We start from the raw sequence: 18,791 nt of genomic DNA, 5'->3' as shown, positions 1-18,791 counted from the left end.
CCCGAAAGCAGACTCAGCGGTCGGGTACGAACACGGTACCGAGTGCGGCGGGCGCGGTCGATCCGCCGGTGCGCGCGCGAGAAATCAGAACCAGAACGATGACCGTGGCCAGGTAAGGCAGCGACGACATGAATTGAGACGGAATTCCGATACCCCAACCTTGCGCGTGCAATTGGAGAATGGTCACCGCGCCAAACAGGTAGGCGCCGATCACCAGCCAGCCCGGTCGCCAGGATGCAAACACGGTGAGCGCGAGCGCGATCCAGCCGCGTCCCGCGGTCATGCCCGGAATGAAGAATGGGGTGTAGGCGAGCGGCAGATAGGCACCGGCCAGGCCGGCGCAGGCGCCGCCGAACATCACGGCATACATCCGGATTCGCAGCACCGGATAGCCCAACGCATGGGCTGAGAGGTGATTGTCGCCGCACGCGCGCAGCACCAGTCCCGCCCGGGTCCGATACAGGAACCACCAGACCGCGACGACCAGCGCCAGCGAAAGATAGACGAAGCCGTCCTCGCCAAAGAGGATGCGCCCAACGAACGGAATATCCGTCAGGACGGGAATGTGGAGATGCGGCGCCGGCGCAATTCTTTCGCCGACGAAGCCGGCGCCGATCAGGCCGGAGAGGCCAATGCCGAGAATAGTGAGCGCGAGCCCGGTGGCGACCTGATTGACCGCCAATCCCAATGTCATCATCGCGAAGATCAGCGAGAGCAGCGTGCCCGCGACGATGCCGCAGAGCGCACCGATGATGATCGAGCCGCTGAGCCAGGCGCCGCCGAAGCCGCAAGCCGCGCCGACGATCATCATGCCCTCGACGCCGAGGTTGAGCACGCCCGCGCGCTCGGTCACCAACTCCCCGGTAGCCGCCAGCAACAGCGGGGTGGACGCCGCCAGCACCGAAAGGATGATGGCTTCGACGAGTGCCACTAGACCACCTGTCGTGACGGGAAAATCAGCCGGAAGCGATACAGAATGAGGGAATCGCAGGCGAGCACGTAGAACAGCAGGATGCCCTGGAAGACCTTGGTGACGTCCAACGGGATTTTCATCGCAATCTGCGCCTGTTCGCCGCCAATAAAGGTGAGTGCAAGGAAAAGGCCTGCAATTAATATTCCAATCGGGTTCAACCGCCCGAGAAACGCAACGATGATCGCCGTGAAGCCATAGCCCGGCGAGATGCCGGGCTGGAGATGGCCAACGGGACCGGCGACTTCGATTATGCCGGCTAGCCCCGCCAGTGCGCCGGAGATCGCGAAGGTCAGCAGGATTAACTGGTTGGAATTGAAGCCGCCGAAGCGCGCCGCGCGCGGGGCGGCGCCGACGACGCGGATTTCAAAACCCTTGATGGTCTTGCCGAGCAGCAGCGCACCGGCGGCGACCACGATCAGCGCGATGACGGCACCGAGGTGTAGGCGGCCGCCCTCGACCAGCAGCGGAACGGTCGCGACCGGATCGAACTCGGCGGTGGTTGGGAAGTTGAAGCCGGCGGGATCGCGCCACGGGCCGCGCACCAGATAGTCAAGGAAGAGATCGGCGACATAGACCAGCATCAGGCTGGTGAGGATCTCGCTGGCGCCGAACCTGACCTTGCAGATCGCCGGGATCAGCGCGTAGAGCGCGCCGGCGACCGCGCCGAGCAACAGCATCGCCGGCAGCACCCAGTGGCCGGCATCGGTGCCCTGCGTCTTCACCGCAAGCCAGCTTCCGGCGACGGCGCCGATCAGGAATTGCCCCTCGGCGCCGATATTCCAGGCGTTGGCGAGATAGCATAGCGACAGGCCGATCGCGATCATCACCAGCGGCGTGGCCTTCACCGCGATCTCCTGGAGCGAATAGCTGTCGGTCAGGGGATCGATGAAGTAGACGCCAAGCGCCGAGATCGGGTTCTTGCCGAGGATCAAGAACAGGATGCTCATGGTCACGATAGTCAGGCCGATCGCGATCAAAGGGGAAACCAGCGCAATCGTGTTCGAGCGTTCGCCGCGCTTCTCAAGCACTAACTGCATGAGGGGCCTCCTTCTGATCCAGGCTGCTGCCGCCCATCAGGAGGCCGAGTTTCTCGCGGCTCGCATCGGCTGTCGCGAGTGGCTCCGACAGACGGCCGTGAAACATCACGGCGATGCGGTCGGTGATCTCGGCGAGCTCGTCGAGGTCCTGGCTCGTCACCAGGACGGCGGCGCCGGCGGTGGCGAGGTCGAGCAGCGCCTGCCGGATCACGGCGGCGGCGCCCGCGTCGACGCCCCAGGTCGGTTGGCTGACGACGAGCACCGCCGGATTGCGCAGGATCTCGCGGCCGACGATAAATTTCTGCAAGTTTCCGCCGGACAGGCTCGCCGCTTCCGGATCGCGCTTGGCCTTGCGCACGTCAAACGTTTCGGTAGCGCGGTCGACCGTCTTCAGCGTCGCTGCGGTGTTGACGAAGCCGTGCTGCACCATGCCGCTGGCGGCATGTCCCGTCAGCAGCGCGTTTTCGGAAAGCTTCATGCGCGGCGCGGTGCCGTGGCCAAGCCGCTCCTCGGGTACGAAGGCCGCGCCGAGCTTGCGCCGTTGCGTGATCGAGAGATGGCCGGCGGCGATGCCCTCGATCACCACCGTGCCGGGATCTTGCGAAAGCCGCTCGCCCGAAAGCGCTGCGAAAAGCTCGTCCTGGCCGTTGCCGGCAACGCCGGCGATGCCCAATATCTCACCACCTTTCAGCTCCAGCGAGATATGTTCGAGCCTTGTGCCGTGGGGATCGTCGGGCGCGAGGTTGAGGTCGTTGACGACAAGCCGCGGTACGGTGATCCGTCGGTTCGCGGCCGCCTTCACTTGCTTGATTTCGCTGCCGACCATCATGCGCGCCAGCGAGGCCGCGGTCTCCGCCTTGGGATTGCAGGTCGAAACCTTCTTGCCGCCGCGCAGGATGGTGGCGGTGTCGCACAGCCGCTTCACCTCTTCGAGCTTGTGGCTGATGTAGAGGATGGCGCGGCCCTCTGACTTCAGGCGGTTGAGCACCGTGAAGAGCTGGTCGGCCTCCTGCGGCGTCAGCACCGCGGTCGGCTCGTCGAGGATCAGGAATTTCGGATCCTGCATCAGCGCGCGGACGATTTCGATGCGCTGGCGCTCGCCGACCGAGAGTTGCCAGACCTCGCGTTTGGGATCGAGCGGAAGCCCGTAGACATTGGACACCTGCTCAAGGCGCGCCGACATGTCCTTGAACGATTCCTTGCCGTCGAGACCCAGTGCTACGTTCTCGGCGACGGTAAGATTGTCGAACAGCGAGAAATGCTGGAACACCATGCCGATGCCGCGCCCGCGCGCTTCCGACGGTCCGGACAGAACCATCTTCTCGCCCCGCCAGCGCATCTCGCCTTCGCTGGGCTGGATCAATCCGTAGATGGTCTTGACCAGCGTCGATTTGCCGGCGCCGTTCTCGCCAAGCAGCGCGTGGATCTGCTGCGGCCAGATATCGATATCGATCTTCTCATTGGCCAGGAAGTTGCCATAACGCTTGGTCAGGCCGACTGTCTGGAGCAGCGGCGTTCCGGCGGGCGGCTGCGCAGCAGGCGTCGAATCTGGCATTCGTTGTCACGGTCAAGAGGAATTGGCTGCCTCAATACTGTGCTAGATCGGACGCCCGCGTAAGTAGAGAAAAAGCGCCAGTGCTTGCCCAACTCCTTGGCAGGCGAGCGCGAGAGTGATTCTTGCAGGATTTCCCCGCGTATTGCTATCCGGAGGCTTGGTGGCGCGCCACGCGAGGCGAAAGCGCTCAATCGATTGTTGCAAATATGTTACGGTCCATGCAATTCGAGACAGCTCGGTCAGTTATGACGCAGAATTGAGCAGCTCCGCTCTGCTCGTGTACGACGCGGCTTCGTGAGCTTTTTCTCACAGGCATCGCTGCGCAAAATCGCCGCAGAAATTCCAGCAGTAACAGGCACAAGCGGAACATTTACGTCTCTACCTCAGATTGTTTCGCTGCCCCTCCGATTCCAACGGATTTTGCCGGAAAACCGCTGATGCCGCATCGGTTCTTGATCAATCTCGCGCCAAGGCGTGGAGAAAGTTGAGGCTTCTCACTTCATTCCAACAGCGCAAGGCTCGCCCCCAGAAAAGGACGTTAATCGTTCTCGCTCGCTAACTTGGGGGTATTGAGCATGTCCAGTCTTCGCCGATCATTGGCAGCCGCGGCACTGTCACTTGCTGCGCTTGCGCCGGCGGGCTTCGCCGACGCGGCCGACTTGCCGGTCAAGGCCAAACCGAAGCCGGCCGCCGACCTGCCGTTCTTCCTGGTGATCGACAACCGGGTCACCTATTCATGGATGCCCAAAGGTACCGATCCCGGTGTGTTCAGTGTCCGACCGAATGGTACAATCAATGGCACCACGGCAAAGAGTGTCTATTCGTTTACGCACTTTGACGTCTGGGGCTACGGTACCAACTTCTTCACCATCTCGATGTTGAAGTCGGACCACAACGATCCCGCGGCGCCTTGCACGAACGCCGGAACCATCTTCGGCACGCCGGCGACCTGTGCCGGCGCCACGGAAATCTACGGCCTGTTCCGCTCGACCTTTGGCTGGAACGAACTCTTCAACACCAAGGCTTTCACCGCCGGTCCGCTGCATAACGTTTCATTCGAAGTCGGCATGGATGCCAATTCCGAAAACAGCTTCCTGGCACCTGCCAAGCGCGACGTCGTCGCCGGTCTGCAGTTCGCCTTCGACCTGCCCTACAAGGGATACATCGACGTCGCACCGTTGATGTACTATGAGTTTTCCAACCACAACGCGTTCGACCAGTGCGGTCTGTTCGGACCGGGTACCCCCGGCGTGACGTGTATTGCGGATGGCAACACCTCATTCCGCCCGACCTGGGCGGTCGAAATCAACTACTATATGGATCTCGGTTTCCTCCCCGAGAACATGCAGTATTTCGCTATCAGCGGCCGTGCCGGCTTCTATGGACCGAAGGGCAACCAGAACGAACCCCTGGGCCTCGCTGGAGGTGGAACCGCAACGAAGATCGAAATCAACAGCGAGCCGATCCGCCTGACGTTTGACGCGAGCAAGGCGTTCTGGGGTCCGAAATACTCGCAGTTCGTGACCACCTGGGTCGCCTATCGCTACTGGCAGAACAAGTTCGGCCTCGATGCCAACAACAGTCCTACCTGCCTCTTTGCCCCAGGCGTCAGCAACAACAGCTGCACCGAAAAGACCGTCTACGCCGGTGTGACCGTGAAGTTCTAGCCAACTGACTGTTCCAGGTGAAAAGCGATGGCGCCGCGATGTTCCCCGCGGCGCCATATTTTTTGCCGTCGATTGAAATGCGCGAAGGCTATTTGTCCCAGATGCCTGTGTGTAAGGCCGCAGCCTCGTCCTCGAGCAGGGGGCCAATCACTTCCGTCGCCCGCTGTCCGCTGTCGAACACCTCCCGGCAGGGCAGGTCGAGCGTTGGATTTTCCGGGTGATTGCCCGTGAACTGCCGCAGCCTGTGTTCGCTCAGGCCATAGACCAGGCGGCCGATGCCAGCCCAGTACATTGCGCCAGCGCACATCGCGCATGGCTCGGCGGAGGAGTAGAGCGTCGACGTCTTCAGAACTTCCGCGCTTAGCGTGGTGCAGGCCTGCGTCGCCAGCAGACGTTCGGCGTGCGCGGTACCGTCATGCTCGGGCATGTAGGCGTTCTCGGCCTCGATCAGCACATTGCCGCTCTGATCAACCAGGATCGCGCCAAAGGGATGGTTGCCATGGGTGACGGCGCGCCGGGCGACGTCGAATGAGCGCCGCAAGAATTCCTCGTCGCGTCCGGACATATCAGCAGCCATCAACGCCCCACCAAGTGCCGGCCGATGTCGGTGAGGTCCGCTTCGCCGGCGCGGGCCTCGTGGACGAATTCGCCGTGGAATATCACCACTAGACAATCCGACAATTCCAGCCGCTCATCAAGATATTCGCTGACCGCAGAGACCGCGCCCGAGAGCCCGGCAAGGCTCCTCCTTTGCAAATGTCGAACGTACCCCAATTTCGCAGCATCCTTCGGATAGTGATGTGATCAAAGTTGAGGGGGGGGGCCGCGTCGCCATTCCAAATTGATGGCAACACAGTGAGAAGTCTTCGGGAAGGGTGATCATCCGATCGGGAAGTCCGCTTTTCCGGCGGCTCTTCGATCTGCGTCAGTCTATTTTCGAGCCTTCATCTTCGCCCGCGTGCTGGCGCGCGCGGGCTTGCGGGCGGATGGAAGTCTCGCTGCAGCAGCGGCTCCGCCGGGCACTGACTCGTTGGTGTATTTGGCGAGGAATCGCGCGAATGCCGAGACCGCGGGAGCAATGCTGCGTCCGGTCCGGGTAATCATCGCGATGTCACGCGCGATGCCCGGAGTAAGCGCCGTGGCTGAGATCTTCATTGCTTTGGCGCCGGCCCACGCATAGGTCGGCAGCACGGCGATCCCCAAGCCCGCCTCGACCATCGCCAGCGCCGTCGTGATCTGGCCGACTTCGTAGGCGGGAACCAGCCTGATCTGAGCAGTCTCAAAGCCGACCTCGACCAGCAGCCTGATGCCGCTGTCCCGCGTCAACGTGATCAGCGGCAGGCCTTCGAGCTCGCGCCAGTTGGCCGCCTGCCGCTGTGCCAATGGATGGTTTGAGGTGCAGAACACCATCAGGCTGTCGCGCGCCAGCAGCGTCGAACTGAGCCTTCTTCGCCGGCGTGGAAGGTGCCGATCCCGCAATCGACTTGCCCGGAGCGGACGTTTTCGATGATCTGGTCTGTTCTGGCATCGATCAACCGGACCTCGATGCCGGGGTATCTGCTCCGGAAATCGGCGATCGCGCGCGGCACAATGGCGGCTGCAAGCAACGGCGGTGCCGCGATAATGACGCGTCCGCGCTTCCGCTCCGCGAGTTCATGCGCGTTGCGTGCCGCCGATTCCAGATCTTCGATGATCTCCGCCGCGATGTTGCGGAATTCGGCACCGCCCTCGGTCAGTTCCACTCGGCGCGTGGTGCGATCGAACAAGCGGATGCGCCCGAGGCCGTGGCGCGGCGGGGCATTGGGTTGGTGCCGGAAGGATGCTTGGTGTTTCCGACGCTGACCGTGCGCGAAAACCTGATTGCCACGGCCGCCAATCGTGCGGGCCGCCCCCAGCCATGGACGCAGGACCGGATCTACTGGTTGTTTCCCCGGCTTGCGGAGCGGGCCAGGCAATATGCTGGCACCTTGTCCGGCGGCGAACCGCAGATGTTGGCGATCGGCCGCGCGCTGATGACCAACCCGAAGCTGCTGATCCTCGATGAGGCCACCGAAGGCCTGGCACCGGTGGTACGCGGCGAAATTTGGCGGTGCATCGAGGCGCTGAAGGCGCAGGGACAATCGATCCTGCTGATCGACAAGAACATGCGTGCGCTGAAACGCTTGGCCGACTACCACTACATTTTGGAGAAGGGCCGCACCGTCTGGAGCGGCGATGCCGCAGCGCTCGAGCGGGATGCGACGACGATTCAGCGGTACATCGGGATATGACACACGAATGAATTTCGATCGCTAGTTACATCCGTAGTTCGGATCCAGCATTCCCAGATACCGGTTGGCGAACGAACGCGACCGCTATCTTTTGGTCGTGGCACCGCTGGTAGCGCCTCGCACCATCAGGGCAATCTGCCGGCCGACGTCGTCAACGCTTAAGCGGCCGCCCGCGGCGTACCAGAACACGGTCCAGTTCATGGCGCCGAGGATCGACAGCCGGAACACATGCCGATCGCAATCGGCGCGCAGAGGCAAATCGTCGATAAGGCTCGCGAAGATCTGCTCGTACTCGTCGCGCTGGCGGACGAGTTTTCGGACGCCCTTGAGATTGTAGTAGCGCGGCGGCGTGAGGATCGCGCGAGTCACGCTGCCACCGAGCAATATCCGGCAGTGCGCAACGATGGCCTCGTCGAGCCGTTTCCAGGGCTCGCTGATTCCGGCAATGGCGGTCTCGACCTCCTGGCGCATCGCCGTGAGGCTTTCCTGGTGCACCGTGAAGAGCAGATCTTCCTTGGACGGAAAGTGATAGTACAGCGAACCGGATAGAACGCCTGACGCGGCTGCGATATCGCGGATCGATGTGCCTTCAAATCCGTTCCGCGCAAACAGTTCGGACGCGGCGGCAATAATCTGCCGGCGGCGGTCGGGGCCTTTTCGTAACGATTTTGGCTTTTTCGTACGAGCCTTCGCGCGCGCCAAGGGCTTCGTCATTTTTTCTCAGTCCGTCAATGATGAAAAGCCCGGTCGCACATATGAGACCTGGCAAACTCCTGGCTTCCGTTTGCCTCGGCGGTGTCCGCAGAAGCCATTGCGATGGATCGCCGATCTGTACACTTTTGCAAGGGGATTGTCGAGAATCGATCAAGCGACCGATAGGCAAACCGGTCTGCTTCAGTCCGGCTTGCAGGACCGTCACGTCAGCGCCGGTTCGCAGCCATCAGTACTGGCGTGAGCGGACAGTGAAGCAACGAAGACGCAAAGTCCGACATTGATCATGCAGTGCATCAATACGTGCGGACGGGACAAGCCTGCTATCTCCCGATCCTGGATTCGGCTTGACTTTCTATTCAACCAAGCGAACGATAGAATAAGAACTCGGCCCTTCCTGCTGCCTCCGACCGACTCTCGGGCGAACCGGAAGACAAGCCGAGCGGGCAAATACGGGCGACAAAATTCCCCGACACGGGGCGCCGACGCCTTCCAGCCCCAGGGAGAAATCAAATGTCCGATTTCCTGATCGAGCATACGCCGTCGGCCTACAAATATCCCCTGCTGATCAAGCACCTCCTTCACGCGCCGATGACGCAGTCGGCCGATCAGGAAATTGTCTACCGCGATCTCAGCCGCTACACCTACCGTGATCTGCGCGAGCGCATCGGGCGTCTTGCGAGCGGTCTGACGTCGAAGGGCGTCCGGCGCGGCGATGTCGTGGGCGTGCTGGACTGGGACAGCCACCGCTACCTGGAATCCTATTTCGCGATCCCGATGCTCGGCGCCACGCTTCAAACCGTCAATATAAGGCTGTCGCCCGAGCAGGTCTTGTTCACGCTCAATCACGCGCGTCCCCGGCTGCTGCTGGTGAATGTCGAGTTCCTTCCGCTGATTGAGCAGTTGCAAGGGCAGCTTGAATCCGTCGAAGGCATCATTCTGATGTCGGACGACGGCGTGTTCCCGAGCCGCCCGAGCAAAGTCGTCGGCCAGTATGAGGAGATGCTGGCAAACAGTTCGCCGGACTTCACCTTCGAGGATTTCGACGAGAATACCCGCGCAACCATGTTCTACACGACGGGCACCACCGGCGCGCCGAAGGGCGTCTACTTCAGCCATCGCCAGCTCGTGCTGCACACGCTGATCGATCTGGTCGGGTTCGGCTCACCGGCGCGGCAGGGGCGGTTTCACCGCGAAGACGTGTACATGCCGATCACGCCAATGTTTCACGTCCACGGCTGGGGATTGCCCTATGCCGCGACCGCAGCGGGGGTCAAACAGGTCTATCCCGGCCGGTATCAGCCCGAACTTCTCCTGAACCTGATCAAGACCGAGGGCGTGACGTTCAGCCATTGCGTTCCGACGATTCTGCAAATGCTGCTGTCGGCGCCCAACAGCAAGGATGTCGATCTCTCCGGGCTGAAAATGGTGATCGGGGGCGCAGCGCTGACCAAAGCGCTGGCCAAGGCCGCGATACAGCGCGGTATCGACATCTTTGCCGGTTACGGAATGTCGGAGTCGGGCCCCATCCTGACGATCGCGCAGCTCAGGGAGCATGAGCTCACCGGAAATCCTGACGAGGAGGTCGAACTTCGTACCAAGACTGGAACGCCGGTGCCCCTGGTCGACTTCCGCATCGTGGATGCCGAGATGAAGGACGTCGCTCACGACGGCCGCACCGCCGGAGAAATCGTCGTCCGCGCACCGTGGCTGACGATGGGATATCTCAACAATCCGGCCTCTTCGGAAAAGCTCTGGGAAGGCGGCTATCTTCATACCGGAGACATCGGCACCATGACCGCGCACGGCGTCGTTCAGATCACCGACCGGATCAAGGACGTGATCAAGACCGGCGGCGAATGGATTTCGTCGATTGAGCTGGAGGACATCCTGCTCCAGATGCCAGGCCTGAGCGAGGCAGCGATCATCGGCGTGGCGGATGCGAAATGGGGCGAGCGTCCGCTCGCCATCCTTGTCGCCCATCCCGGCGGCCCCGTCGACGATGCAGCCGTGCAGAAGCACGTCAAAGCCTATGTCGACAAAGGGGTCATCTCGCGTTTCGCCATTCCGGACAGGATCAGGTTTGTCGATGCAATCGACAAGACGAGCGTCGGCAAGACCGACAAGAAGGCGTTGCGCGCCAAGTACGGGGACGGTTAGCCGAGGGGAGGATACACGATCACATCCTGTCTCGCTGGTTAATCGAAGCCGGTCTGACTACGATATGCGCCAAACAGCGACGTGGCAGCGGACCAAACAGCTCCACGCACAAATCAATGGATACCGGGAGGGAAAAATGGCCGACAAGACAATGACGGACACGTTCGCCGATATGGCGAAGCAGATTAATCTGCCAAAGATCGATTACGAGCCATTTCTCGACATCCACCGCAAGAACATCGAGGCGATGCAGAAGTCCGCGGCGGTGCTGTCGCAGGGAGGCCAGGCGGTTTTCGCAAAGCAACAGGAAATCCTGGCGGAGGTCGGGCGCGAGGCGCGGCAACTGATCGCTGATTTCAAGCCGGGCGGCACGCCTCAGGAAATCGCGACCAAGCAGGCGGAATTGGCGAAGCGCGTGTTCGAAGCGACGGTCAAGAACACCAGGGATATCGCTGAGCTGGTGCAGAAATCGAGCAACGAAGCGCCAAAGATCATTCTTGATCGGATGCGCGAGAGCTTTGCCGAGGCGCGGGCGGCCATCGAGTCCAGGAAGGCCTGACGCGGGTGAACGGGCTCTGCTGCAGCGCGGGAGAGTTTTAACGGCACCAGTCCCTCAAGACAGGGCCGTGCCTTTCGCAATGAACCGGCTTGCAGTGACGAGCCCAAAGGTTCGTACTGTCGGCCGGTGCGGAGAGCCGCAAATATGCGGTAAGGCCGCCGCCGATACCGAATGCTGAAACGTCTAACTCATGGGGTGAGCGTCAAGATGAAAAAAGAGGACGTGCTCAAGCAGTACACCACGCCGACAGGAGCTCCGGCGTTTGTTCCAGGCCCGCATCGCTTCACGTCGCGCGAGTATCTGAACATCACCTACCGGACGGATCGGGAAGCTCTCCTCAAGCAGGTGCCCGAGCCGCTTGAAGTCGACGAGCCGCTGGTGCGCTTCGAAGTGATGAATATGCCCGATACGACGGGATACGGTTCGTATGTCGAGTGCGGGCAGGCCGCGGTCGTGCGGCACAAGGAAGAAGTCGGCGAATACATCATCGGCATGTATCTCGACAATCTGCCGGCGATTGCCGCAGGCCGCGAACTGAGTGCGTTTCCAAAAAAGCTCGGATCGGCAAAGCTGTTCGTCGACTCCGACACGCTGGTCGGAACGCTGGATTACGGCACGCTCAGTGTCGCCCGTGCGACGATGGGCTACAAGCACAAGCCGATGGATCTGGAAAAGGCGCGGCAGGAAATCTGCGTGCCCACGTTCATGCTGAAAATCCTCCCGAGCTACGAGAAGCGCCCGCGTATTTGCGAACTGGTGCGTACCGAGATCACCAACATCGTAGTGAAGGGTGCATGGCGGGGGCCGGCCCGTCTGCAACTGTTCGAGCACGTTCTGGCGCCGCTCGCTGACCTTCCCGTACGTGAGATCGTTTCCGCCACGCACATCCTGACGGATCTCACGCTTTCGCCTGCCGTCGTCATCTACGACTATCTCACTGACAGCGCGCCTTCGGCCAGTCCAAGGAAATAGGCAGATATCATGGCTACAGCTCAGCAGGATATTCTGAACCGATATTCGAAGGTTACCGTGATCGGCGCCGGCGTCATCGGCGCGTCGTGGACGGCGCTCTTTCTGGCGAACGGGCTGACGGTGGTCGTCAACGATCCGCGCCCGGATGTCGAGGCCATCGTCCGCGATTATATCCGCAACAATCTGTCGACGCTCAAGGAGCTCGGGTTGCCGACGGACAATCTGGAGGAGAAACTGAGCTTCCAGGCCGATCTCGAGCGCTCGGTCACGGGCGCCGATCTCGTACAGGAAAACGGACCGGAGCGGATCGAGTTCAAGCAGGACTTATGGCAACGCATCGGCAAGGTTGTGGCCGAGCATGCTCTGCTGCTTTCGTCGAGTTCGGCCAAGACCGCGACGGAACAGGCGCTCAAGATGTCCCGGCCCGAGCGGTTGCTGGTGGGCCATCCCTTCAATCCGCCCCATCTGATTCCATTGGTCGAGGTCGTCCCCGGCGAGAAGACGAGCCCGGAGGCGGTGGACGACGCGGTCGCGTTCTACGCCGCGCTCGGCAAGGTGCCGCGCGTGGTGCGCAAGGAAATGCCCGGTTTCGTCGCCAACCGTCTGCAACGGGCAATTTTCCGGGAATGCTGCTACCTCGTCATTCAGGGCGTCGTCAAAGTCGATGAGCTCGACGATATCGTGACAAGTTCGATCGGCCTGCGCTGGGCGGCGGACGGCCCATTCCGCTCGTTCCATCTCGGCGGCGGTGCCGGTGGGTTCAAATCGTTTTTCAAGCAATTCGGTCCCGGTCTGAACGAGGCCTGGAAGAATATGGCGCCGGTCAATCTGGACGAGGCTGCGCAGGACAAGATCATCGCGCAGGCCGAGGCATCCTTCGCGGCGCAGCCTCCCGAGCAGCTCGAAAGTGAGCGCGACGCCAAGCAACTGGCGATCATCCGCGCGCTCAAGGCGGTGCGGGCAGGTAAATAGCGTACGCTGCGATCGCGTCATCGAGGGGCGGAGCGGAGCGCGATCAACGGGAGGGACGAGATGGGACTTCTGTTCGAAGGCTTGAAGGTGATCGATTGCGGCAGTTTCATCGCCGCGCCGGCAGCGGCCACGATTCTGTCCGACTTCGGCGCCGACGTCATCAAGATCGAACCGCCGGGGGCAGGGGATCCTTACCGGCATCTGACGAAGCTTCCCGGCCATCCCAGGAGCGATCAGAACTACGCGTGGATGCTCGGTTCGCGCAACAAGCGCAGCCTCGCGCTCGATATGGGAAAACCTGAGGGCAGGACTGTTATCCAGCGTCTTGCCGCGCAGGCGGACGTGTTTATCACAAACTATCCCGCCGCCGTTCGCAAAAAGCTTGGCATCGGATATGAAGCACTGTCCTCGCTTAACGACAGGCTGATCTACGCGTCGTTCTCCGGCTACGGCGAAAACGGCGCCGAGGCGACCAAGCCGGGTTTTGATGTGACGGCCTGGTGGGCGCGGTCGGGATTAATGGACACCGTTCGCGCGTCGTCGGAATCGGTGCCGGTGCGGCCTGCGAACGGCATGGGCGATCACTCGGCCGGGTTCACGCTTTTTTCCGGAATCGTGATGGCGCTCTATCAGCGCCAGACCACCGGCAAGGGCACGGAGGTCACATCGTCGCTGGTGGCGAACGGACTTTGGGCCAACGGCTACAACGCGCAAGCAGCACTATGCGGCGCCACCTTCACAGACCGCCCGGCACGCGAGGTCGCATTCAACGCGCTGACGAACTACTACAAATGCCGTGACGGTCGCTGGCTGATCCTGACCATTCTCAATGAAGAAAAGCAGTGGCCGGAGTTCATGAAGTGCCTCGATCGCGAGGATCTGATCGATGACCCGCGTTTTGCCAAGAAGGTGGATCGGTTGTCGCGCTCGCGCGAACTGATCGCCTTGCTCGACAAGGAGTTCGAGAAGCAGGATCGCGCGGAACTGCGCAAGCGCCTGACGGAGAGGGGGATCGTGTTCGACGTCGTGGCCACGCCCGAGGATATTCCGTCGGACCAGCAGCTCCTCGACAACGATATTCTCATTCCCTTCGCCGGCAGCGAAACAAGGACGATCAACAGCCCGATTGCGCTGCGTGGCGCAGACAAGGTGCAACCAAGGATGCCGCCTTCGGTGGGCCAGCACAGCGACGAGATCCTAAAGGAAACGGGGTTCGATGCGGAGACTATCGCCCAGATGCGCGCCGTCGGCGCCGTTGGCTGAGTAACGACTACCACAGCGTATTCCAGTTCAGCAGGAGCGACGCATGAAAATCGAAGAGCTGTTCTCGGTTCGGGGAAAGGTCGCCCTGGTCACCGGCGGTAGCCGCGGCCTCGGCGAAATGATCGCCCGCGCCTATGTGGAAAACGGCGCAAAGGTCTACATCACGGCGCGCAAAGCGGAGGCATGCGAGGCGCTTGCAAGAGAACTGTCGCAGTTCGGCGAATGTATCGCCATCCCGGCGGATCTGTCGCGCATGGAGGAGATCGCGCGCCTGTCCGGCGAACTTCACAAGCGGGAGAAAAAGCTCGACATTCTGGTCAACAATGCGGGCGCGAGCTGGGGCGCGACTTTCGCCGAGTTTCCCGAAAACGGCTGGGACAAGGTGATGGACCTCAACGTGAAGTCGGTGTTCTTCCTGACCCAGAGTCTGCTTGATCTGCTGGAAGCGGCGGGATCGGCGAATTCCTATTCGCGGGTGATCAACATCGGCTCGATCGAGGGCATCAGGACGTCGCATCTCGAAGCCTATTCCTATGCCGCGTCGAAAGCCGGCGTGAACCATCTGACACGCATCATGGCAAAGTTCCTGGCGCCGAAGCACATCGCGGTCAATGCGATTGCGCCGGGTTACTTCCCGTCGAAAATGACGGATGCGATCGATGAGCACGGCGCGAAGGAGGTCGTCGACGACGCGCCCATGAAGCGCATGGGACATGCGGACGATCTCGCGGGCATTGCCATCTACCTCGCCTCGCGGGCCAGCGGCTTCGTCTGCGGTGCGGTCATTCCGGTCGACGGCGGGTTGGCCACGACGGCTTGAGGCTGGCCCACATTCCCCAACGATACAATCGTCCGGTAGCGGACCAGCGTCTGTCGCCAGACGCTGGTCTAATCCGGATGGCTATGCCGGCTCAGCTTTCGTTCGGGTCCGCGGCGCGGACGATCTTCAGGAGTAGCAGGCCAGAGAGCAGATAGGCTCCGACGATCAGATATGTGCTGTAGAGCGAGCTGCCAGTCGTCGCGGTGATATAGCCCGTAACGGATGGTGCGACGGCCGGGCCGAGATTACCGAGGCTGCTGATGAGCGCGATGCCGCCGGCGGCGCTCGCCTTGGAAAGGTATTCAGTCGTTGTGGTGAAGAACAGCGGTGTCGCCGAAATGAACCCAAGGCCGGCGAGTGTCAGGCCTAGGATCGACGCCAGCAAATTGCCGTTGGAGAATGTTATGGCCAAAAGGCCGATGGCTGCGACGGCCACGCAGGTCGCGTAATGCCATCGCCGCTCTCTTGTCTTGTCCGAGTGGCGTCCCATCAGAATCGTCCCGATGATGCCCGCGATCTGCGGCAAGGTGGCAAGCAGGCCTACGTGGAACAGATCGGCGACGCCCCAGCTTTTGATGAGCGAGGGAATCCAGAACACCATGGTGTAGGTCGCACCCAGCAGCAGGAAGTATGTGAACGCGAGACCGTAGACCTTCGGATCCTTCAGCATCTGGAAGAACCCAGCGTGGGACGCAGTCTCAACGTCGTTATGATCGTGATCGAGTTGGAAACGCAGCGCAGTTTTTTCTTCGGCGCTTAGCCACTTGGCATCCTCGGGCTTGTCCTGAAGATAGAAGTAGGCAACGAGACCGAGGATCGTCGCTGGTAAGCCCTGCGAAATGAAGAGCCACTGCCAGCCGTGCCAGCCCTCGATGTCGTTGAAATACTTCATCGTTGCACCGGAAAGCGGACCTGCGATCACGGACGCGATGGCCGTCGCGGTCATGAACATCGCGATGATCTGGCCGCGTCGCGCCGAGGGGTACCAGTATGTCAGATAAAGGATGATACCCGGAAAGAAGCCGGCCTCGAGCACGCCAAGGAGGAATCGGGCGATATAGAATTGCACCGGCGTCTGCACGAACGCCATCGCACAAGCGACAATTCCCCACGTGAACATGATGCGCAGCAGCGTCTTGCGAACACCAATGCGCTCAAGGAGCAGGTTGCTGGGTACTTCAAACAGGAAGTAGCCGACGAAGAATATGCCCGCGCCGAAGCCGTACGTCGCATCGCTGAAAGTCAGCGTCTGCTTCATTTGAAGCTGGGCATATCCGATGTTGATGCGATCCAGAAACGCAATCATGTAACAAAGAATCAGGAAGGGTAGAATCCGCCAACCGATCTTGGCGAACAGCTTTGTGACGGCGATCGGTTCCTTTTCAGCGGAAGGAATTGTACCGACGCTGGTTGCATGGATTGCCATTTGTTTGCTCCCCTCATTTGTATTCCCACGGAGTCTTTTGCTCCGATTTTGAACGTATTTTCTGTCTCACTCCTTGACATCAGGTGCGCCGCGATAACCACGGCGGCTGGTCATAAAAATCTGAAGTGTTGGACGAGGGCCGTTCAGGATCGTGGCCGGTCGCGCCGTGCGCACGGCTCCGGATCCCTTGTGCGCTCTCTGCACGCAGCCGGCATCGTGATCGACTTTCGGGCAGGAACCAAGGCCAAACGGCCATGTCAGCTTCAAAAGATCATCACTAATCTATCAGTCGCTTGATTGTTTAGCACAGACGGTCGCGGGAGCCAATTCGCGCCCAAGCGCCGCGTTGGTTATCGGGCAATAGGCATCGGGTACCCGCGATTTGTTTCCGGTCAGCCGGTTACACCGAACGAACCCATATGAACTGCGCGCGGATTGCCGATCGATCGGGGTCTGCGTCCCGGCGGACCATTCCCGCTTCAAATTCGAGGAGTTGGGCGCAGCCAAAGTATTTGTCGAGGCCCTGTACTGCGCTGGCATCTTGGTACTGCCGTGCAGTACCGGGTCAGGTTGAAACAAGCGAAAATAGTCGAGTGGTCGGATCAAGCCGTTGAAAAGAAAGCAAAATGCTTTAGGTCTATGCCTTCGATCATCTGTCGGCCCAGAAATCGGCTCGACCGACTCCGTCTGCGAAGATCAATGAAATCAACATGTTAATCCACCGTTTTTCCGTTGCGCCGATGATGGATTGGACTGACCGGCATTGCCGCGTCTTCCATCGGCTGATGTCGCGGCGGGCGCGGCTTTATACGGAGATGCTGACGACGGGTGCGGTGATCCGCGGCGATCGGGCGCGGCTGCTCTCTTTCGACGTGAGCGAACATCCGGTGGCCCTGCAGCTTGGTGGCTCGGATCCGCGCGATCTCGCCACCGCGGCCGTCATTGGCGAGGATTTCGGTTACGACGAGATCAATCTCAATGTCGGCTGTCCGTCCGACCGCGTGAAGGATGGCCGCTTCGGCGCTTGCCTGATGGCGGAGCCTGCGCTGGTCGCCGACGGCGTCGCGGCGATGAAGCGGGCCGTGAAAATTCCGGTCACAGTGAAATGCCGGATCGGCATCGACGATCAGGATCCGGAAATCGCGCTCGACGCGCTGGCGCGCGGCGCGATTGCCGCGGGCGCGGATGCGCTGGTCGTGCACGCGCGCAAGGCCTGGCTCAATGGTTTGTCGCCGAAGGAAAACCGCGACATCCCGCCGCTCGATTACGATCGCGTCTACCGCCTGAAGGCCGGACTGCCTGATGTCCCCATCATCATCAATGGTGGCATCGCGGATATCGTCGAGGCGAAGCAGCATCTTTCGCATGTCGACGGAGTGATGCTCGGGCGGGCGGCCTATCAGGAGCCGTGGCGGCTGCTCGCGGTCGATTCCGAATTGTTCGGCGAGACCGCGCCGCATGCGACGATGAAGGACGTGTTCGTGGCGATGATGCCCTATATCGAGGCGCAGCTGGCGCAGGGGACCCGGCTGCATGCCATCACGCGGCATTTCGTCGGCGCGTTCCACGGCGTCCCCGGCGCACGCGCATTCCGCCGCCATCTGGCGGAGAACGGCGTCAAGCCCGGGGCGGGCGCTGACGTGCTGCGTGATGCGATCGCGCTGGTCGATGACCGCGCGCTGGCGTCGATCGCCGCCTGAGCGGATGCGCTCGAGCGAATAGGCCTAGCTCGGGGGTGTGAAAATCCGCTGCATCAGGCGGGCGATCGCGTGCCCCATCTCGTCGCCTTCGGCGCGCAATCCGGCGATCGTGCCGTCGGCATCGGCGCCGGGCTTGTTCTGACCAAGTTTCTCGACGCATTCGAGCCGGCATGGGCCGATGCGGAAGGCGACGATACCGCCGAGCAGCCGCGCGACAAGGTCTTGCGGCGCGTCGCTGAGCCGCCAGGGCGCAGCGGCGCGGCGTTCGAATTCGTCGATGGTACGCTCCAGCACATAGCGCCGACCCGCCTCGGCGGGCAGGAGTTCAATCGGTCCGCGCAACTGCAGGCCGACATAGTTCCAGGTCGGCACATTGGCTGATTGCGCGTACCAGCGCGGCGAGATGTAGGCGCTCGGACCGTTGGCGACGATCAGTGCCTCAGCCGAGGAAGAGAGCTCGGCGGCGTGGGCATTGCGCGCGGCGAGGTGGCCCAAAAGCTGGATGTCGGCGGGATCGTCTTTTTCAACGACAAAGGGCAGGGATGTGGCGCGCAGACCGGATGCGCCTGCGGTGATCATAGCGGCGAGAGGATAGAGGCGCAGCCATTGCAACGCCTGGGCCGGATCGGGCTGACGAAAATGCGGCGCGGAGAAGAACTTGTCGCCGGTCGCGGGCGGCGAGCCGCTGGTTGATTGCTGGGCCATG

15 protein-coding genes and 2 pseudogenes are annotated in these 18,791 nt (G+C 61.4%); 9 read left to right on the top strand and 8 right to left on the bottom strand.

Going from position 1 to position 18,791, the window contains the following annotated elements:
- Nucleotides 1-13: 13 nt before the first annotated feature.
- Genes UP09_RS04470 through UP09_RS04460 form a run of 3 tightly spaced genes read right to left on the bottom strand, consistent with a single transcriptional unit; the run spans nucleotide 14 to nucleotide 3,565 of the window.
- Nucleotides 14-931 carry an ABC transporter permease gene (locus tag UP09_RS04470; RefSeq protein ID WP_044536771.1) on the bottom strand — a complete coding sequence of 306 codons (918 nt, stop codon included), beginning with the start codon at nucleotides 929-931 and terminating at the stop codon, nucleotides 14-16.
- Nucleotides 931-2,010, bottom strand: a complete 1,080-nt coding sequence (locus UP09_RS04465) for an ABC transporter permease (RefSeq protein WP_044536770.1) — start codon at nucleotides 2,008-2,010, stop codon at nucleotides 931-933. Before UP09_RS04465 ends, UP09_RS04470 begins: the two co-directional genes overlap by 1 nt.
- A complete protein-coding gene (locus UP09_RS04460) occupies nucleotides 1,994-3,565 on the bottom strand; it encodes an ABC transporter ATP-binding protein (RefSeq protein WP_044536769.1) in 1,572 nt (523 codons plus the stop codon). The genes UP09_RS04465 and UP09_RS04460 overlap by 17 nt, the downstream gene beginning before the upstream one ends.
- Nucleotides 3,566-4,140: 575 nt before the next feature.
- Here UP09_RS04460 and UP09_RS04455 point away from each other — a divergent pair.
- Nucleotides 4,141-5,232, top strand: coding sequence for a hypothetical protein (locus UP09_RS04455; RefSeq protein ID WP_044536768.1), 1,092 nt, complete (start codon nucleotides 4,141-4,143; stop codon nucleotides 5,230-5,232).
- An 88-nt stretch (nucleotides 5,233-5,320) separates the two neighbouring features.
- Here the strand turns inward: UP09_RS04455 and UP09_RS04450 are convergent, their stop codons facing one another.
- Nucleotides 5,321-5,809 carry a nucleoside deaminase gene (locus UP09_RS04450; protein WP_502689026.1) on the bottom strand — a complete coding sequence of 163 codons (489 nt, stop codon included), beginning with the start codon at nucleotides 5,807-5,809 and terminating at the stop codon, nucleotides 5,321-5,323.
- 353 nt (nucleotides 5,810-6,162) lie between these two features.
- Nucleotides 6,163-6,821 (bottom strand): annotated as a pseudogene (locus UP09_RS36230) (LysR substrate-binding domain-containing protein).
- A gap of 186 nt (nucleotides 6,822-7,007) precedes the next feature.
- Here UP09_RS36230 and UP09_RS04435 point away from each other — a divergent pair.
- Nucleotides 7,008-7,502 (top strand): annotated as a pseudogene (locus UP09_RS04435) (ABC transporter ATP-binding protein); the annotation flags it as partial.
- 84 nt (nucleotides 7,503-7,586) lie between these two features.
- Here the strand turns inward: UP09_RS04435 and UP09_RS04430 are convergent.
- Nucleotides 7,587-8,216 (bottom strand): TetR/AcrR family transcriptional regulator, encoded by a 630-nt coding sequence (locus UP09_RS04430; protein WP_044536765.1) that lies wholly within the window; start codon nucleotides 8,214-8,216, stop codon nucleotides 7,587-7,589.
- A 510-nt stretch (nucleotides 8,217-8,726) separates the two neighbouring features.
- Here UP09_RS04430 and UP09_RS04425 point away from each other — a divergent pair.
- The 6 genes from UP09_RS04425 (at nucleotide 8,727) to UP09_RS04400 (ending at nucleotide 14,959) form a co-directional block, all read left to right on the top strand.
- A complete protein-coding gene (locus UP09_RS04425; protein WP_044536764.1) occupies nucleotides 8,727-10,373 on the top strand; it encodes a fatty acid--CoA ligase in 1,647 nt (548 codons plus the stop codon).
- 136 nt (nucleotides 10,374-10,509) lie between these two features.
- On the top strand, nucleotides 10,510-10,932 hold the full coding sequence (locus UP09_RS04420; protein WP_044536763.1) for a phasin family protein: 423 nt from the start codon (nucleotides 10,510-10,512) through the stop codon (nucleotides 10,930-10,932).
- Between the two features lie 207 nt (nucleotides 10,933-11,139).
- Nucleotides 11,140-11,904: an acetoacetate decarboxylase gene (locus UP09_RS04415; protein WP_044536889.1), complete on the top strand. Its 765-nt coding sequence runs from the start codon at nucleotides 11,140-11,142 to the stop codon at nucleotides 11,902-11,904.
- 57 nt (nucleotides 11,905-11,961) lie between these two features.
- A complete protein-coding gene (locus UP09_RS04410; RefSeq protein ID WP_245301745.1) occupies nucleotides 11,962-12,876 on the top strand; it encodes a 3-hydroxyacyl-CoA dehydrogenase NAD-binding domain-containing protein in 915 nt (304 codons plus the stop codon).
- Between the two features lie 60 nt (nucleotides 12,877-12,936).
- Complete coding sequence (locus UP09_RS04405) at nucleotides 12,937-14,139, top strand: CaiB/BaiF CoA transferase family protein (RefSeq protein WP_044536761.1); 1,203 nt, start codon at nucleotides 12,937-12,939, stop codon at nucleotides 14,137-14,139.
- Nucleotides 14,140-14,182: 43 nt separating this feature from the next.
- A complete protein-coding gene (locus UP09_RS04400; RefSeq protein WP_044536760.1) occupies nucleotides 14,183-14,959 on the top strand; it encodes an SDR family oxidoreductase in 777 nt (258 codons plus the stop codon).
- 91 nt (nucleotides 14,960-15,050) lie between these two features.
- On the opposite strand, the gene UP09_RS04395 is transcribed toward UP09_RS04400, so the two are convergent.
- A complete protein-coding gene (locus tag UP09_RS04395; protein ID WP_082069960.1) occupies nucleotides 15,051-16,385 on the bottom strand; it encodes an MFS transporter in 1,335 nt (444 codons plus the stop codon).
- Between the two features lie 710 nt (nucleotides 16,386-17,095).
- Here UP09_RS04395 and dusA point away from each other — a divergent pair.
- Nucleotides 17,096-18,085 carry a tRNA dihydrouridine(20/20a) synthase DusA gene (dusA, locus tag UP09_RS04390; RefSeq protein ID WP_082069959.1) on the top strand — a complete coding sequence of 330 codons (990 nt, stop codon included), beginning with the start codon at nucleotides 17,096-17,098 and terminating at the stop codon, nucleotides 18,083-18,085.
- A 24-nt stretch (nucleotides 18,086-18,109) separates the two neighbouring features.
- Here dusA and UP09_RS04385 read toward each other — a convergent pair whose 3' ends face one another.
- A complete protein-coding gene (locus UP09_RS04385; protein ID WP_052832952.1) occupies nucleotides 18,110-18,790 on the bottom strand; it encodes an FMN-binding negative transcriptional regulator in 681 nt (226 codons plus the stop codon).
- Nucleotide 18,791 lies beyond the last annotated feature (1 nt).

It is taken from the genome of Bradyrhizobium sp. LTSP885 (assembly GCF_000938305.1).
In the GTDB taxonomy this organism is placed as follows: domain Bacteria; phylum Pseudomonadota; class Alphaproteobacteria; order Rhizobiales; family Xanthobacteraceae; genus Bradyrhizobium.
Note: the sequence above shows the minus strand (reverse complement) of the source record. Positions and strands in the feature narration are given on the sequence as shown.

Bases quoted from the DNA above. Each gene is read 5' to 3' on its own strand.
- UP09_RS04455 (WP_044536768.1), top strand. From the start codon at position 4,141: ATGTCCAGTCTTCGCCGATCATTGGCAGCCGCGGCACTGTCACTTGCT.
- UP09_RS04450 (WP_502689026.1), bottom strand. From the start codon at position 5,809: ATGGCTGCTGATATGTCCGGACGCGACGAGGAATTCTTGCGGCGCTCA.
- UP09_RS04460 (WP_044536769.1), bottom strand. From the start codon at position 3,565: ATGCCAGATTCGACGCCTGCTGCGCAGCCGCCCGCCGGAACGCCGCTG.
- UP09_RS04385 (WP_052832952.1), bottom strand. From the start codon at position 18,790: ATGGCCCAGCAATCAACCAGCGGCTCGCCGCCCGCGACCGGCGACAAG.
- UP09_RS04415 (WP_044536889.1), top strand. From the start codon at position 11,140: ATGAAAAAAGAGGACGTGCTCAAGCAGTACACCACGCCGACAGGAGCT.
- dusA (WP_082069959.1), top strand. From the start codon at position 17,096: ATGTTAATCCACCGTTTTTCCGTTGCGCCGATGATGGATTGGACTGAC.
- UP09_RS04420 (WP_044536763.1), top strand. From the start codon at position 10,510: ATGGCCGACAAGACAATGACGGACACGTTCGCCGATATGGCGAAGCAG.
- UP09_RS04465 (WP_044536770.1), bottom strand. From the start codon at position 2,010: ATGCAGTTAGTGCTTGAGAAGCGCGGCGAACGCTCGAACACGATTGCG.
- UP09_RS04430 (WP_044536765.1), bottom strand. From the start codon at position 8,216: ATGACGAAGCCCTTGGCGCGCGCGAAGGCTCGTACGAAAAAGCCAAAA.
- UP09_RS04405 (WP_044536761.1), top strand. From the start codon at position 12,937: ATGGGACTTCTGTTCGAAGGCTTGAAGGTGATCGATTGCGGCAGTTTC.
- UP09_RS04425 (WP_044536764.1), top strand. From the start codon at position 8,727: ATGTCCGATTTCCTGATCGAGCATACGCCGTCGGCCTACAAATATCCC.
- UP09_RS04400 (WP_044536760.1), top strand. From the start codon at position 14,183: ATGAAAATCGAAGAGCTGTTCTCGGTTCGGGGAAAGGTCGCCCTGGTC.
- UP09_RS04395 (WP_082069960.1), bottom strand. From the start codon at position 16,385: ATGGCAATCCATGCAACCAGCGTCGGTACAATTCCTTCCGCTGAAAAG.